General features: G+C 71.0%; 11 protein-coding genes. 7 read left to right on the top strand and 4 right to left on the bottom strand.

Annotation, left to right across the window (positions count from 1 at the left end):
• The first annotated feature begins 81 nt into the window (after positions 1 to 81).
• Genes ACFFIA_RS31480 through ACFFIA_RS31470 form a run of 3 tightly spaced genes read left to right on the top strand, consistent with a single transcriptional unit; the run spans position 82 to position 3,842 of the window.
• On the top strand, positions 82 to 1,128 hold the full coding sequence (locus tag ACFFIA_RS31480) for a glycosyltransferase (RefSeq protein ID WP_377257797.1): 1,047 nt from the start codon (positions 82 to 84) through the stop codon (positions 1,126 to 1,128).
• A gap of 24 nt (positions 1,129 to 1,152) precedes the next feature.
• Complete coding sequence (locus tag ACFFIA_RS31475; RefSeq protein ID WP_377257795.1) at positions 1,153 to 2,649, top strand: oligosaccharide flippase family protein; 1,497 nt, start codon at positions 1,153 to 1,155, stop codon at positions 2,647 to 2,649.
• Positions 2,646 to 3,842 carry a rhamnosyltransferase WsaF family glycosyltransferase gene (locus tag ACFFIA_RS31470; RefSeq protein WP_377257793.1) on the top strand — a complete coding sequence of 399 codons (1,197 nt, stop codon included), beginning with the start codon at positions 2,646 to 2,648 and terminating at the stop codon, positions 3,840 to 3,842. Before ACFFIA_RS31475 ends, ACFFIA_RS31470 begins: the two co-directional genes overlap by 4 nt.
• 56 nt (positions 3,843 to 3,898) lie before the next feature.
• Here the strand turns inward: ACFFIA_RS31470 and ACFFIA_RS31465 are convergent, their stop codons facing one another.
• The 4 genes from ACFFIA_RS31465 to ACFFIA_RS31450 form a co-directional block, all read right to left on the bottom strand.
• Positions 3,899 to 5,008, bottom strand: coding sequence for a DegT/DnrJ/EryC1/StrS family aminotransferase (locus ACFFIA_RS31465; protein ID WP_377257791.1), 1,110 nt, complete (start codon positions 5,006 to 5,008; stop codon positions 3,899 to 3,901).
• Positions 5,005 to 6,153 carry a DegT/DnrJ/EryC1/StrS family aminotransferase gene (locus ACFFIA_RS31460; protein WP_377257789.1) on the bottom strand — a complete coding sequence of 383 codons (1,149 nt, stop codon included), beginning with the start codon at positions 6,151 to 6,153 and terminating at the stop codon, positions 5,005 to 5,007. The genes ACFFIA_RS31465 and ACFFIA_RS31460 overlap by 4 nt, the downstream gene beginning before the upstream one ends.
• A complete protein-coding gene (locus ACFFIA_RS31455) occupies positions 6,150 to 7,136 on the bottom strand; it encodes an NAD-dependent epimerase/dehydratase family protein (protein WP_377257787.1) in 987 nt (328 codons plus the stop codon). The genes ACFFIA_RS31460 and ACFFIA_RS31455 overlap by 4 nt, the downstream gene beginning before the upstream one ends.
• 67 nt (positions 7,137 to 7,203) lie before the next feature.
• Positions 7,204 to 8,274 (bottom strand): Gfo/Idh/MocA family protein, encoded by a 1,071-nt coding sequence (locus ACFFIA_RS31450; protein WP_377257785.1) that lies wholly within the window; start codon positions 8,272 to 8,274, stop codon positions 7,204 to 7,206.
• Between the two features lie 205 nt (positions 8,275 to 8,479).
• Here ACFFIA_RS31450 and ACFFIA_RS31445 point away from each other — a divergent pair, with 205 nt between their 5' ends.
• The 4 genes from ACFFIA_RS31445 to ACFFIA_RS31430 are packed head-to-tail and all read left to right on the top strand — an operon-like array spanning position 8,480 to position 12,774.
• A complete protein-coding gene (locus tag ACFFIA_RS31445; protein WP_377257783.1) occupies positions 8,480 to 9,103 on the top strand; it encodes an acyltransferase in 624 nt (207 codons plus the stop codon).
• A 5-nt stretch (positions 9,104 to 9,108) separates the two neighbouring features.
• The gene (locus tag ACFFIA_RS31440; protein WP_377257781.1) at positions 9,109 to 9,966 is read left to right on the top strand and encodes a hypothetical protein; all 858 of its coding nucleotides are present in this window, start codon (positions 9,109 to 9,111) and stop codon (positions 9,964 to 9,966) included.
• 25 nt (positions 9,967 to 9,991) lie between these two features.
• Complete coding sequence (locus ACFFIA_RS31435) at positions 9,992 to 11,551, top strand: acyl-CoA ligase (AMP-forming), exosortase A system-associated (RefSeq protein WP_377257779.1); 1,560 nt, start codon at positions 9,992 to 9,994, stop codon at positions 11,549 to 11,551.
• Positions 11,548 to 12,774 (top strand): pyridoxal-dependent decarboxylase, exosortase A system-associated, encoded by a 1,227-nt coding sequence (locus ACFFIA_RS31430; RefSeq protein ID WP_377257777.1) that lies wholly within the window; start codon positions 11,548 to 11,550, stop codon positions 12,772 to 12,774. The genes ACFFIA_RS31435 and ACFFIA_RS31430 overlap by 4 nt, the downstream gene beginning before the upstream one ends.
• Positions 12,775 to 12,785 lie beyond the last annotated feature (11 nt).

The following is a 12,785-nucleotide window of genomic DNA, read 5'->3' as shown; positions in this document are numbered from 1 at the left end:
GCTGTCCGGAGGAAAAGCGAGGGAGAGACCATGGTGATGCGGGTACGACCGCAGCCGCTTCGCGGCCGGCCGAAGGTGTCCGTGGCGATCCCCTGTTACAACTATGGCCACTTCCTTCCCGACTGCGTGCAGACCGTGCTGGACCAGGAGGGCGTCGACGTCGACGTGCTGATCGTCGACGACGCCTCACCCGACGGCAGCGGTGAGGTGGCGGAGAAGCTGGCCGCTTCAGACCCTCGCGTACGCGCCATCGCCCGCAAGCAGAACGTCGGGCACATCAAGACGTTCAACGAGGGCCTTGACGGCGTCGACGGCGAGTTCGTCGTGCTGCTCTCCGCGGACGACCTGCTCGCGCCGGGCTCCCTGGCCCGGTCGGCGGCGCTGTTGCAGGCATACCCGGAAGTCGGGATGGTGCACGGGTTCGCGTTGACCTTCGCCGACGTGCCGCCGCCACCGCGGAGCGACCTGCGCTCCTGGACCATCTGGCCCGGCGAGGAGTGGCTGACCCGCGTGTGCCGCGCCGGCGGCAATCCGGTCGCCACCCCTGAGGTCATGATGCGGATGAGCACCATGCGCGACCTGGTCGGCTACGACGCGCGGGTCCCGCACGCGTGCGACTTCCTGATGTGGCTGCGCGCGGCGGCGCACGGCTCGATCGGCCGGCTCAACGGGGTCGACCAGGCGTACTACCGCGTGCACGGGGACAACATGCACACCGAGCAGTACGGCGGCGCGATCACCGACATCAGCCAGCGTCACCACGCGTACGAGATCTTCTTCGAAGAGGACGGCAAAGACCTCCCGCGCGCCGTGGAGCTGCGAGACGCGGCCCGCTGGGCACTGTCGCAGGAGGCGCTCGCCGCCGCTCTCGGCTGCTACGAAGACGGGCCGGAGGCGGCCAACCGGCAGCTCGCCAAGGAGCTGGCCGATCTGGCGGTGCAGCTCGCCCCCGCCGCCGCCGACTGCCGGCTCATGCGGGCGCTGCACCGCAACGCCGAGCGCGCCGAGGCGGGCAAGGGGCCGGTCGTGCCGGCGCGGGTCCGGGCGGCGCGCCGCAAGGTCCGTACGCACCTTGAGTGGCGGCGCTGGCGGCGGTCCGGTGTGGAGAGCGCGGTGAAGGCGGGATGACGTCTGTCCCGGGAGCGGCGCCCCATGCCTGAGGGCTCGCCCGATCTGGTCTCCAAGGTCAAGAAGGCATTGGTCTGGAGCACGATCAACAACCTGCTGCTGCGCTTCGGCAACCTCGGTCTGGGCATCATCCTGGCCCGGCTGCTCGCACCGGAAGACTTCGGCGCCTTCGCGGTCGCGCTGACCCTGCAGAACGTCCTGCTGGCCTTGGCCGACCTCGGGCTCAGCGCCGACCTCATCCGCAGCGGTGACATCGAGCGGCGGGCGGCTACGGCGACCACGCTGACCACCGCCAGCGGTGCCGTGTTCGCCCTCGTGATGATCCTGACGGCGGCGCCGTTCGCGGGCGCGATGGGCAGCCCGGACGCGGCCGGGGTCGTGCAGGTCATCTCGCTGACGCTGATCCTGGCCGGGATGTCCTGCGTGCCGTACGCCATCATGCAGCGCGACTTCCGCCAGCCGGAGCAGACCGCGCTCGGCCTCATCGCGCTGGTGCTCGACCTGGTCATCACCGTGAGCCTGGTGCTGCTCGGCCTCGGCGCGATGGCGCTGGCCATCTCCCGCGTGATCACGCAGTCGGTCACCACCGCCGTGCAGTTCTGGATGGTCCGGATGCGGCCCCGCTTCGGCTGGAACCGCGAGATCGCCCGCGGGCTGGTCCGGTTCGGTATCCCGCTGGCCGCGGCCAACCTGGTCTACATGGCGATCGTGAGCGTTCCCAACCTCATGGTCGGTTCGATGATGGGCTCCGTCGCGCTCGGCTTCTTCCTGCTCGCCTTCAACATCTCGTCCTGGCCGTTGAACGCGCTGGGGGCGGCCGTACGCGCGGTCGCCCTGCCCGGCTTCGCGCGGCTCAACGACCCCGACCGCAAGGCCGAGGGCTTCGGTGCCGCCGTCGCGGTGACCGTGGCGTGGTCGGTCCTGGCCGGCCTCCTGCTCTCGGCGCTGGCGGCGAGCGTGGTGCCGTTGCTCTACGGCGCCAAGTGGCAGCCCGCCGCCGAGGCGCTCGCCGGCCTCGCGGTGTTCGGCGCCATCCGCATCGTGGTCGAGCTGATGGGCAACTTCCTGGTGGCCGTCGGGGCGACCCGTCGCCAGCTGGTGGCGCAGATCGTCTGGATCGCGACGCTCGTACCGGCGATGGCACTGGGCATCGAGTGGGCCGGACTCGCCGGCGCGGGCTGGGCCAACGCGGCGGTCGCCGGGCTGGTGATCGTGCCGGCCTACCTGGTGCTCGCCCGCCGCTACCGGGTCCGCGTCACCCCGATCACAACGCGCCTGCTGCTGTCGCTGCTCGCGGGGGCGCCCGCGGCGGCGGCCGGGATCTACCTCTCCGGGCTCGTCGACAACCTCCTGCTCGCCTGCGCGCTGGGCGGCTCGGCGGCCACCGCCATCTACGCGGTGCTGATGTACCTGCCGTTCCGGCGCTGGCTGGCGCAACTGGTGGCGATGAAGGAGTACGCGACCGAGGAATCCGCACCGTCGACAGTGCGCGATGAACGACTCGTGGAGGTGGCACCATGAGCAAGCCCCGGTCCCGTGAGGTGCTCGATGTGCTGCGCCGCGACGGCGCGCGTGGGCTGGCGCAGCGGGCGGCGCGGGTGGCATACCGCCGCACCGGCGCCGCCGACCTCGAAGACCCGCTGGACTTCGACAACATCACCGACTCGCGTGGCCTCAAGCTCGCCGTGCCCGACCGGCGTCCGAGCAGGGGCACGCCGCTCACGATCGGCTGGGTCACCACGCCGCCGTCGCCCGGCTCCGGCGGCCACACCACGCTCTTCCGGATGGTGGAGGGCCTTGAGGAGGCCGGCCACCGCTGCGTCCTCTACCTGTACGACCGGTACCGCGGCGACCTGGGTCGGCACGAGCAGGTGATGCGGCGGTTCTGGCCGAAGGTGCGGGCCGAGGTGCGCTCGGTGGCCGACGGGCTCGCGCCGCTCGACGCGTACGTGGCATCCGGCTGGGAGACCGCCCACGTGCTGGCGTCGTCGTCCGTCCCGACCCGGCGCCTGTACTTCATCCAGGACTTCGAGCCGTGGTTCTACCCACAGGGGTCGCACTACGTGCTGGCGGAGGACACGTACCGCTTCGGCTTCCGGGCCATCACGGTCGGGCCGATGCTGGCCGACCTGCTGCGCGACCGGTACGGCGTACAGGCGGCCATCGCGGAGTTCGGCTGCGACACCGAGGTGTACCGGCTCACCAACCCACAGCGGCGCACCGGCGTGGTCTTCTACGCCAGGCGGGAGACCGCGCGGCGCGGCTTCGAGCTGGGCGCGCTGGCGCTGCGCGAGTTCCACCGCCGGCATCCCGAGCACGAGATCCACCTCTTCGGCGACCCGAACGTGCAGGTCCCCTTCCCGGCCACCAACCACGGCGTGCTGCGCCCGCAGGCGCTGGCCGAGCTCTACAACTCGTGCGCCACCGGCATCGCCCTGTCCTTCACCAACCTTTCGCTGGTGCCGGACGAGATGCTGGCCTGCGGGATGCTGCCGGTGGTCGGCAAGTCCGATTACTCCGAGGCGAGCATCGACAACGCGTACATCCGCTGGGCGTCGCCCACGCCGTTCGGCATCGCCGACGCGCTGAGCGAGGCCGTGCGCCCCGAGGCGCCCTCGCCGGCGGAGGTGGCGGGGAGCATCCGCGCCACGCCGTGGGGGCTGGCCCAGCGGGTCACGCTCGACGTGATCGAAAACGAGGTCTACGGCGGATAGCCCCGCACACGCGAAGGGCGTCCCCCGAGCCGAGGGACGCCCTTTCGGTGTACCGGCTACGCCAGGGCGGCGCGCAGCGCCTCGACGACCTGTGCCTGCTGGTCCGCCGTGATCTGCGGGTAGACGGGCAGGGAAAGGATCTCGTGCGCCGCGGCCTCGCTGTGCGCCAGGCTGCCGGCGCGGCGCGCGACGTCGGCGAACGCCGGGGTGAGGTGCACCGGCACGGGATAGTGGATCCCCGCGCCGACGCCAGCGGCGTTCAACGCGCTCACGACCGCGTCGCGCCGGCTCGGCGTGCCGTCGCCGGGCACGCGCACGACGTAGAGGTGCCAGACGTGGGCGTTGCCGTCGAGCGTGACCGGGCGGACGACGTCGACATCGGCCAGCAGCGCGTCGTAGCGGGCGGCCGCGGCCCGCCGCGCCTCGTTCCACGCGGCCAGGCGGGCCAGCTTCGCCCGCAGGACCACCGCCTGGAGGCCGTCGAGGCGGCTGTTGACGCCGATGACGTCGTGGATGTACTTCGTGAGGCCACCGTGGCTGCCGAGCCGGCGTACGGCCGTGGCGACCTCCGCGGAGGCGGACACGACAGCACCGGCGTCGCCGTACGCGCCGAGGTTTTTGCCGGGGTAGAAGCTGGTCGAGGCGATCCCCTCGAAGCCGGCCGGACGCCCGTGCCGCGTGGCGCCCTGGCACTGCGCCGCGTCCTCGACGATCACCACCTCGGGCGGCAGCGCGGCGCGCAGCTCCTCCACGGGCGCGAGCTGGCCGTAGAGGTGCACCGGCACGACCGCGCGAGTGGCGGGCGTGACGGCCGTGAGGGCCGCGTCGACATCGATCAGGTAGGTGTCCGGGTCGGCGTCGACCAGCGCCACGCTGGCCCCGGCGCGGGCGACCGCCTCCGCCGTGGCGATGAACGTGTTGGCCGGCACGATGACCTCGTCGCCGGGGCCGACACCGGCCGCCCGCAGGGCCAGCTCCAGTGCGTCGGTGCCGTTTGCCACGCCGACGCAGTGCGGCAGCCCGCAGAACGCGGCGTACTCGCGCTCGAAGGCGGCCACCTCCTCGCCACCGATGAACGCCGTGTTGGCGAGGATGCGCTTGAAGCCGACCGCCACCTCCTCGGCGACCTCGACGTGCGCGGCTTGCAGATCGACGAGTGGGATCAACGCCCGGCTGCCTTTCGGAGTACGGCCACCACGTGGTCCTGGTCAGCCTCGGTGAGCGCGTGGTGCAGCGGCAGGATGAGCGAGTCGCGGGTGAGCCGCTCGGTCACCGGCAGCGGCGCGGCGGGGGCGTCGACGTACGCCGGCCCTGTGTACGCGGGCTCGAGGTGCGCGGCCATGATGCCCCGGCGCGCCGAGACGCCGTTGTCGGCCAGCACGCTCAGCACCTCGTTGCGCTCGACACCGAAGTCGCTGTCGAGCAGGACCCAGAAGGACTGGAAGTTGCTCTGGCCGTACGCGGGGTCGCGGACTGGTGTCGCGCCGTCGAGGTCGGCGAGCAGCTCGTGGTATCGCGCGGCCAGCTCGCGCCGCTGTGCCACGAGCCCGGCGAGCCGGTCGAGCTGCACGAGCCCGATCGCCGCCTGGATGTCGGTCATCCGGTAGTTGAAGCCGGTCTCCAGGTATGCCTCCAGCACCGGCTGCGTGCTGGCCTCGCGGTCGGCGGCGGACATGTTCATGCCGTGCTCGCGGAGGCGGCGCAGCCGTGTGGCCCACTCGGCGTTGTCGGTGGTGAGCATGCCGCCCTCGCCGGTGGTGATCACCTTGCGGGGGTGGAACGACCACGCCGAGATCAGCGAGCCGGCGCCAACCGGCCTGCCGTACGCGGTGGCGCCCGCGGCGCAGGCGGCGTCTTCGATCAGGGCGATGCCCCACCGGTCGGCCGCCTCGCGCAGCGCCCGCACGTCGGCCGGCGTACCGCCCTGGTGCACGACGACGATCGCCCGCGTGCGCTCGGTGCGCACCGCGTCGATGGTCTCCACGGTGAGGTTGCCGGTCGCGATGTCGACGTCGGCGAAGACCGGGGTCGCACCGACGTACCGGGCCGAGTTGGCGGTGGCGATGAAGGAGAGCGAGGGGACGATCACCTCGTCGCCCGGCCCCGCGCCGACGGCGATCAGGGCCAGGTGCAGCGCCGTCGTGCACGAGCTGAGCGCGATGCCGTGCTCGGCGCCGACCGCGGCGGCGAACTTCCGCTCGAACTCGGCGACCCGCGGGCCCTGCGCGACCCAGCCCGAGCGGATCGCCGCGGTCGCCGCCTCGGCCTCCTCCTCGCCGAGCATCGGCAGCATCACCGCGATCCGCTTCATGCGTCTTCTCCCGCGAGCTTCGCGGCGCGCCACCACTCGACGAGGTCACGCAGGCCGTCGCGCAGATCGATCTCGGTGCGGAAGCCGAGCTTCTCCGCCGCCGCGCTCGTGTCGGCGAGGCGGCGGGTCACCGAGTTGACCTTGCGGGCGGGCCCGAACTCCGGCGCGAGGTCGGACTTCATCACCTCGCTGAGCGCGCCGGCCAGCTCCAGGAGACTGGTCTCCTCGCCGCTCGCGATGTTGAAGACCTGGTCGGTGACGTCGGCCTCGGCGGCCAGGATGTTGGCGCGGGCGATGTCGGCGACGTGGACGAAGTCCATCGTCTGCTTCCCGTCGCCGAGGATCAGCGGCGGCGTGCCCGCCTCGATCCGCTCCATCCAGCGGATCAGGACCTCGGTGTAGACGCCGAAGACGTCCATCCGGGGGCCGTACACGTTGAAGTAGCGCAGCGCCACGTAGTCGAGCCCGTACATGCTGTGGAAGCTGCGCAGCGTGCCCTCGTTGAACGCCTTGGCCGCGCCGTAGAAGGTGTCGTTGTTGTACGGGTGGTGCCGCTCGGTGGTCGGGAACTCCTCGGCGAGGCCGTAGACCGACGCCGAGGACGAGGCCACCACCTTGCGTACGCCGGAGGCCTGCGCAGCCTCCAGCACGTTGAAGGTGCCGTCGACAAGCACCTCGTTGGCGAGCCGGGGCTCCTCGGCGCACTGCGTGATGCGGATCGCGGCGAGGTGGAAGACGAGGTCCTTGTCGCGGGACAGGTCGTGCAGGAGCTCCGCGTGGCGGATGTCACCTTCGACGACGCGCACGTCGCCGTTGGCGTTCGCCCAGGCGAGGTTCTGCCGGCGCCCGCGGACGAAGTTGTCCAGCACCACGATCTCGCTGGCGCCGCCCTTGACGAGCAGGTCGACCACATGGGATCCGATGGTGCCGGCGCCGCCGGTGACGAGTGCCCGGGCGCCGCGGATCGGGACTGAGACGCTCATGCCTGTCCTCGCTTCGCTGCGGGCGCGCACGAGGCTCCGCGCGCGCTGTGCCTGATGGTTCGCGCGCTCATCGCGTGACCTCCAAGGGAATCATGGCGCCGCCGTTGGCGAGGCTGCGCGAGGCTGCTTCGAGCATGGCGAGCACGCGCAGCCCCGAGTGCCCATCGGTCAAGGCGGGAGCGCCGGTGCGGATGGCGGACCCGAATTCCTGGATCATGCTGCTGAGTGCCTCTCGTTCTACGAGCGCGGGGGCGACCATGTCGCCGGTGCGGTAGGAGACGAAGACGTCTCGGCGCTCCTCGGCGCTGAGCTCCTCGGGAACGGCCACGTCGACGCCTCTGTCGAAGATGGACAGTCGCTGGGTCGGGTTGAGGTCGTCCCAGACGAGGGTCCGCTTCGAGCCGCCGATGATAGTGGTGCGCACCTTGATGGGCGACATCCAGTTCACGTGGAGGTGGGCGATGGCCCCGGTGTTGAGCTGGAGCGTGACGAATCCGACACAGGCCCGGCCGGCGCCGATGGGGTCGGCGCCGTGCGCGCTGATGGCGACCGGCTGCGTGCCCAGCGGGAGCACGAAGTCGATGATCGACAGGTCGTGCGGCGCCAGGTCCCAGATCACGTCGATGTCGCGCTGTACGAGGCCGAGGTTGATCCGGACCGAGTCGAAGTAGTGAACCTCGCCCAGCTCCTCGGTGTGCAGTGCCTCACGGATGCGCTTGACCACGGGCGTGTAGCAGAAGGTGTGGTCGCACATCAGCGTGAGCCCGCGCTCCTCGGCCTCGCGCACCAGCTTCGCCCCGTCCTCGTACGTGGCCGCGAGGGGCTTCTCCACGAGCACGTGCTTGCCGGCCCGCAGGGCGGCCATCGCCACTTCGAGGTGAGTGCCCGCCGGTGTGGCGATCGCCACGGCCGAGACGCGGGGGTCGGCGAGGACCTCGTCGAGGCGGTCCGTCACCTCGACGGTCGAGTAGCCGCCGAGCACTCGGCGGGCCCGGGACGCGTCGAGATCGCAAAGCCACCACAGCCGGAAGTCGGCCGAGGACTGGAAGTTGCGGACCAGGTTCGGGCCCCAGTAGCCGGCGCCGACGACGGCAACGCCGATCGGCTCAGCATCCTCGGCCCCACGGGGATAACTCACGGATCCTCGCTCTGTTCGGGATTGTTTACTCAGTGTCGCGATGGCATGTGGGCGCGGTAATCCGCCAAGCCCACGACCGCCCACGCAAAGTACCTGGTTGAAATGATCTCCGCTTAGGAGTGACGGAAATCCGGCACACTTCGGCCCGGCGCGCGCCCGCGCGGTATTGTCGCCGGGCACATTCGGGCCCGCCGGAAGGACAGTTGTGACGCATTCCACCGACCGCGCGCGCGATGCTGTTCGGATCGAGGCGAGCGCGGATGTGGATCCCTCCGCCGACCTGGGGGTCGGCACATCAGTCTGGCATCTTGTCCAGATCAGGGAGGGGGCATCGGTCGGTCGGGGATGCAACATCGGCCGTGGGGCCTATATCGGCCCGGGCGTTCGTATTGGTGATAACTGCAAGCTGCAGAATTACGCGCTGGTCTACGAACCCGCACAACTCGGAAATGGTGTCTTCATCGGTCCGGCCGCCGTCCTGACGAATGACGAATATCCGCGTGCGGTCACTCCGTCCGGTGCGCTGAAAGGCGCGGAGGATTGGACCGCTATCGGCGTCACGGTCGGCGAGGGGGCGTCGATCGGTGCGCGGGCGGTGTGCGTCGCGCCGGTCTCGATCGGGCGGTGGGCGCTGGTCGCCGCCGGCGCCGTCGTCACCAAGGACGTGCCCGATTTCGCCCTCGTCGTAGGGGTTCCCGCCCGCCGCGTGGGCTGGGTGGGGCGCGCTGGCGTGCCGCTGGTCGCCAAGGGCGATGGCCGTTTCGTCTGTCCGCGCACCGGCGCGGAGTACGCTGAGGCGTCCGGGCTCCTGACGGAAGTGGAGAGCTAGTCCCGATGGGGATCGCCGTTAAGCCCATCAGCGGCCCGGATGTGCCGGCCGTCGCCAGGTTCCTCCACGAGCACCTCAACAGCCGGGTCTCGGCGGAGGCGTGGGTCCGGGCCGTAGAGGTGCCGTGGAAGGTCGATGCTCCCAACCACGGCTTCATGCTCGTCCAGGACGGTGCCGTCGTCGGTGCCTACCTCGCCTTCTACTCCGAGCGCACCATCGCCGGGCGGCGCGAGCGGTTCTGCAACCTGGGCGCCTGGTGCGTGCTGCCCGAGCACCGCTTCCACAGCCTGCGGCTGCTCAAGGCGCTGCTGGCGCAGGATGGCCACACGTTCACCGACCTCTCGCCGAGCGGCAACGTGCTGCCCGTCAACACGCGCCTCAAGTTCGAGTTCCTGGACACGTCGACGGCGTTGGTGCCGGCGCTGCCCCGGCTGGGCTGGTTTGGTCGCGGTCGGGTCTCCGCCGACCCCCGGGTCATCGAGGACTCGCTCGACGGCGAAGACCTCGAGCGCTACCGCGACCACGCCGACACGGCCGCCGCGCGGCACCTCGTCCTCGTGCGGGGAAACCGGCGCTGCTACGTCGTGTTCCGCAAGGACCGCCGCAAACGCCTGCCGTTCTTCGCCTCGATCCTGTACGTCAGCGACCCCGAGCTGTTCCGGTCGATGGCCGGCCAGGTGAGCCGGCATCTGCTCGTCCGTCACGGCGTCCTGGCCATCCTGGCCGAGCTGCGCGTGGTCGGCGACCGGCCCCGGCTGTCCCGGCTGCTCGGCTCCCCGCGACGCAAGATGTTCAAGAGCGACCACCTGACGCCCGACCAGATCGACTACCTCTACAGCGAGCTCGTCTGTGTCGCCTGGTAAGACGGCCGTGGAGAGGAACTGGCACATGCACACGCGATTGCACGACATCCTGAGCGCGGCGGCCGCGCGGTGGGGTGAGTCGCCCGCGTTGACGTACAAGGACACGACCCTGACGTACGCGCAGCTGTGGGATCGGTCCACACGCGTGGCCGGCGGGCTGAGCCGGCTCGGGCTGCGGCGCGGCGAGCGGGTTGGGATCTACCTCGAAAAGCGGCTCGAGACGGTGACCGCGGTGTTCGGCGCCTCGGCGGCCGGTGGCGTCTTCGTCCCGGTCAACCCGCTGCTCCGGCCCCGGCAGGTCGCCTACATCCTGGCCGACTGCGACGTACGCGTGCTGGTCACCTCCGCCGAGCGGTACGCCCTGCTCCGCGACGAGCTGGCGCAGTGCCCGTCGATCGAGCACGTGGTGCTGGTCGGCGGCGAGCCCGGGTCGTCCGAGTCGCACACGGTCACGCCATGGGTCGACGTCGAGGGCGGCGCGCCGGCCGAGCGCGACAGCGCGGCGATCGACGTCGACATGGCGGCGATCCTCTACACCTCCGGCAGCACCGGAAAGCCCAAGGGCGTGGTGCTGTCGCACCGAAACCTCGTCGCCGGGGCCGACAGCGTGAGCGGCTATCTGCGCAACACCGCCGACGACGTCATCCTGGCCGCGCTGCCGTTGAGCTTCGACGCCGGTTTCAGCCAGCTCACCACGGCGGTCACGGTCGGCGCGCACGTCGTGCTGGTCAACTATCTGCTGCCGCGCGACGTCGTCCGGCTCTGCGCCAGGCACAGCGTCACCGGCCTCACCTGCGTGCCGCCGCTGTGGATCCAGCTCGCCGAGCAGACCTGGCCGCCGGAGGCGACCCAGCACCTGCGGTACTTCGCCAACACCGGCGGACGGATGCCCAAGTCCACTTTGGATCGACTGCGGTCGCTCTTCCCGCAGGCGAAGCCCTTCCTGATGTACGGGCTGACCGAGGCGTTCCGGTCCACGTACCTGGACCCCGCGGAGGTCGACCGCCGGCCGGACTCGATCGGCAAGGCCATCCCCAACGCGGAGATCCTCGTGGTCCGCAAGGACGGCTCGATCACCGACCCGGGGGAGCAGGGCGAGCTGGTGCACCGCGGCGCGCTGGTCGCGATGGGGTACTGGAACGACCCCGAGCGCACCGCCGAGCGGTTCAAGCCGGCGCCGGGCCGGGAAGGCGCGCTGTACCCCGAGATGGCGGTGTGGTCCGGCGACCTCGTCACCCGTGACGAGGAGGGCTTCCTGTACTTCGTCGGCCGGGCCGACGAGATGATCAAGACGTCCGGTTACCGGGTGAGCCCGTCGGAGATCGAAGAGGTCGTCTACGCGACCGGCCTGGTGCGGGACGCGGTCGCGATGGGGGTCGACGACCCCGACCTCGGTCAGCACATCCTGATCGCGGTGAGCCCGGTCGAGGGCGTCGCGGAGGTGGACGAGGCCGGCCTCCTCGCCGAGCTCAAGCGCCAGCTTCCCCTCTACATGCTGCCGAAACGGATCGTGGTGCGCCCCGAGCTGCCGCGCTCGCCCAACGGCAAGTTCGACCGCAACCGGCTGCGCGAGGAGTTGTCGTGACCGCTCATTCCGCCATCACCGCCTTCGCCCGGGAGGCCGGCTCGCTGAGTGTCGGCGGCATCCCGGTCGACCGCTTGGCCGAGCGGGTCGGCAGCACACCGTTCTTCGCGTACGACCGCGGGCTGCTGACCCGGCGGATCGAGCTGCTCCGCGCGACGCTGCCGTCCGGCATCGACCTGAGCTACGCGGTCAAGGCCAACCCGATGCCGGCCGTCGTGCAGCACCTCAGCGGCCTGGTCGACTCGTTCGACGTGGCCTCCGCGCTGGAGATGCGCACCGCGCTGGACACGCCGATGCCGGCGAACCGGGTCAGCTTCGCCGGCCCGGGCAAGACCTCGGCCGAGCTGACCCAAGCCGTGGCCGCCGGCGTCACCATCGAGATGGAGTCGGAAAACGAGGCCGACCGCGTCGCCGCCATCGGCGAGCGGCTGGGCATCCGGCCCCGCGTCGCGATCCGGGTAAACCCGGACTTCCAGGTCAAGGGCTCCGGCATGCGCCTCGGTGGCGGGCCGCAGCAGTTCGGCATCGACTCCGAGCGCGTGCCCACCGTGCTGAAGGACCTGGCCGCCGCCGATCTCGACGTGCTCGGCTTCCACGTCTTCGCCGGATCGCAGAACCTGCGCGCGGAGAGCATCTGCGAGGCGCAGCGCCGCACGGTCGAGCTGGCGCTCCGCCTCGCCGCCGACGCGCCTGGCCCGATCCGCTACCTCAACCTCGGCGGCGGCTTCGGCATCCCGTACCACGACAAGGACGAGCCGCTCGACCTCGGCGCGGTCGCCGCCAATCTGGCCGAGCTGCTGGATGGGGCGATCCGTCCCGGTCTGCCCGATGCGCGTGTGGTGATCGAGCTGGGGCGCTACATCGTCGGCGAGTGCGGCGTGTACGTCACGCGGATCGTCGACCGGAAGCAGTCCCGCGGCAAGACGTTCCTCGTGGTGGACGGCGGGCTGCACCACCAGCTCGCCGCGTCGGGTAACTTCGGGCAGGTCATCCGCCGCAACTACCCCTTGGCCATCGCCAACCGCATCGACCAGGACGCCGAGGAGACGGCGACCGTCGTGGGTTGCCTCTGCACGCCGCTCGACCTGCTCGGCAACGACGTGTCGCTGCCCCGCGCGGAGATCGGCGACCTGGTCGTACTATTCCAGGCCGGTGCCTACGGCCTCACCGCCAGCCCGACCGCGTTTCTCAGCCATCCCGCACCCGCTGAGGTGCTCGTCTGACAAGGGTTTCG

The sequence above is a fragment of the Phytohabitans kaempferiae genome, assembly GCF_042433955.1.
Classification (GTDB): domain Bacteria; phylum Actinomycetota; class Actinomycetes; order Mycobacteriales; family Micromonosporaceae; genus Phytohabitans; species Phytohabitans kaempferiae.
This window is presented reverse-complemented; position numbering and strand designations above follow the sequence as displayed.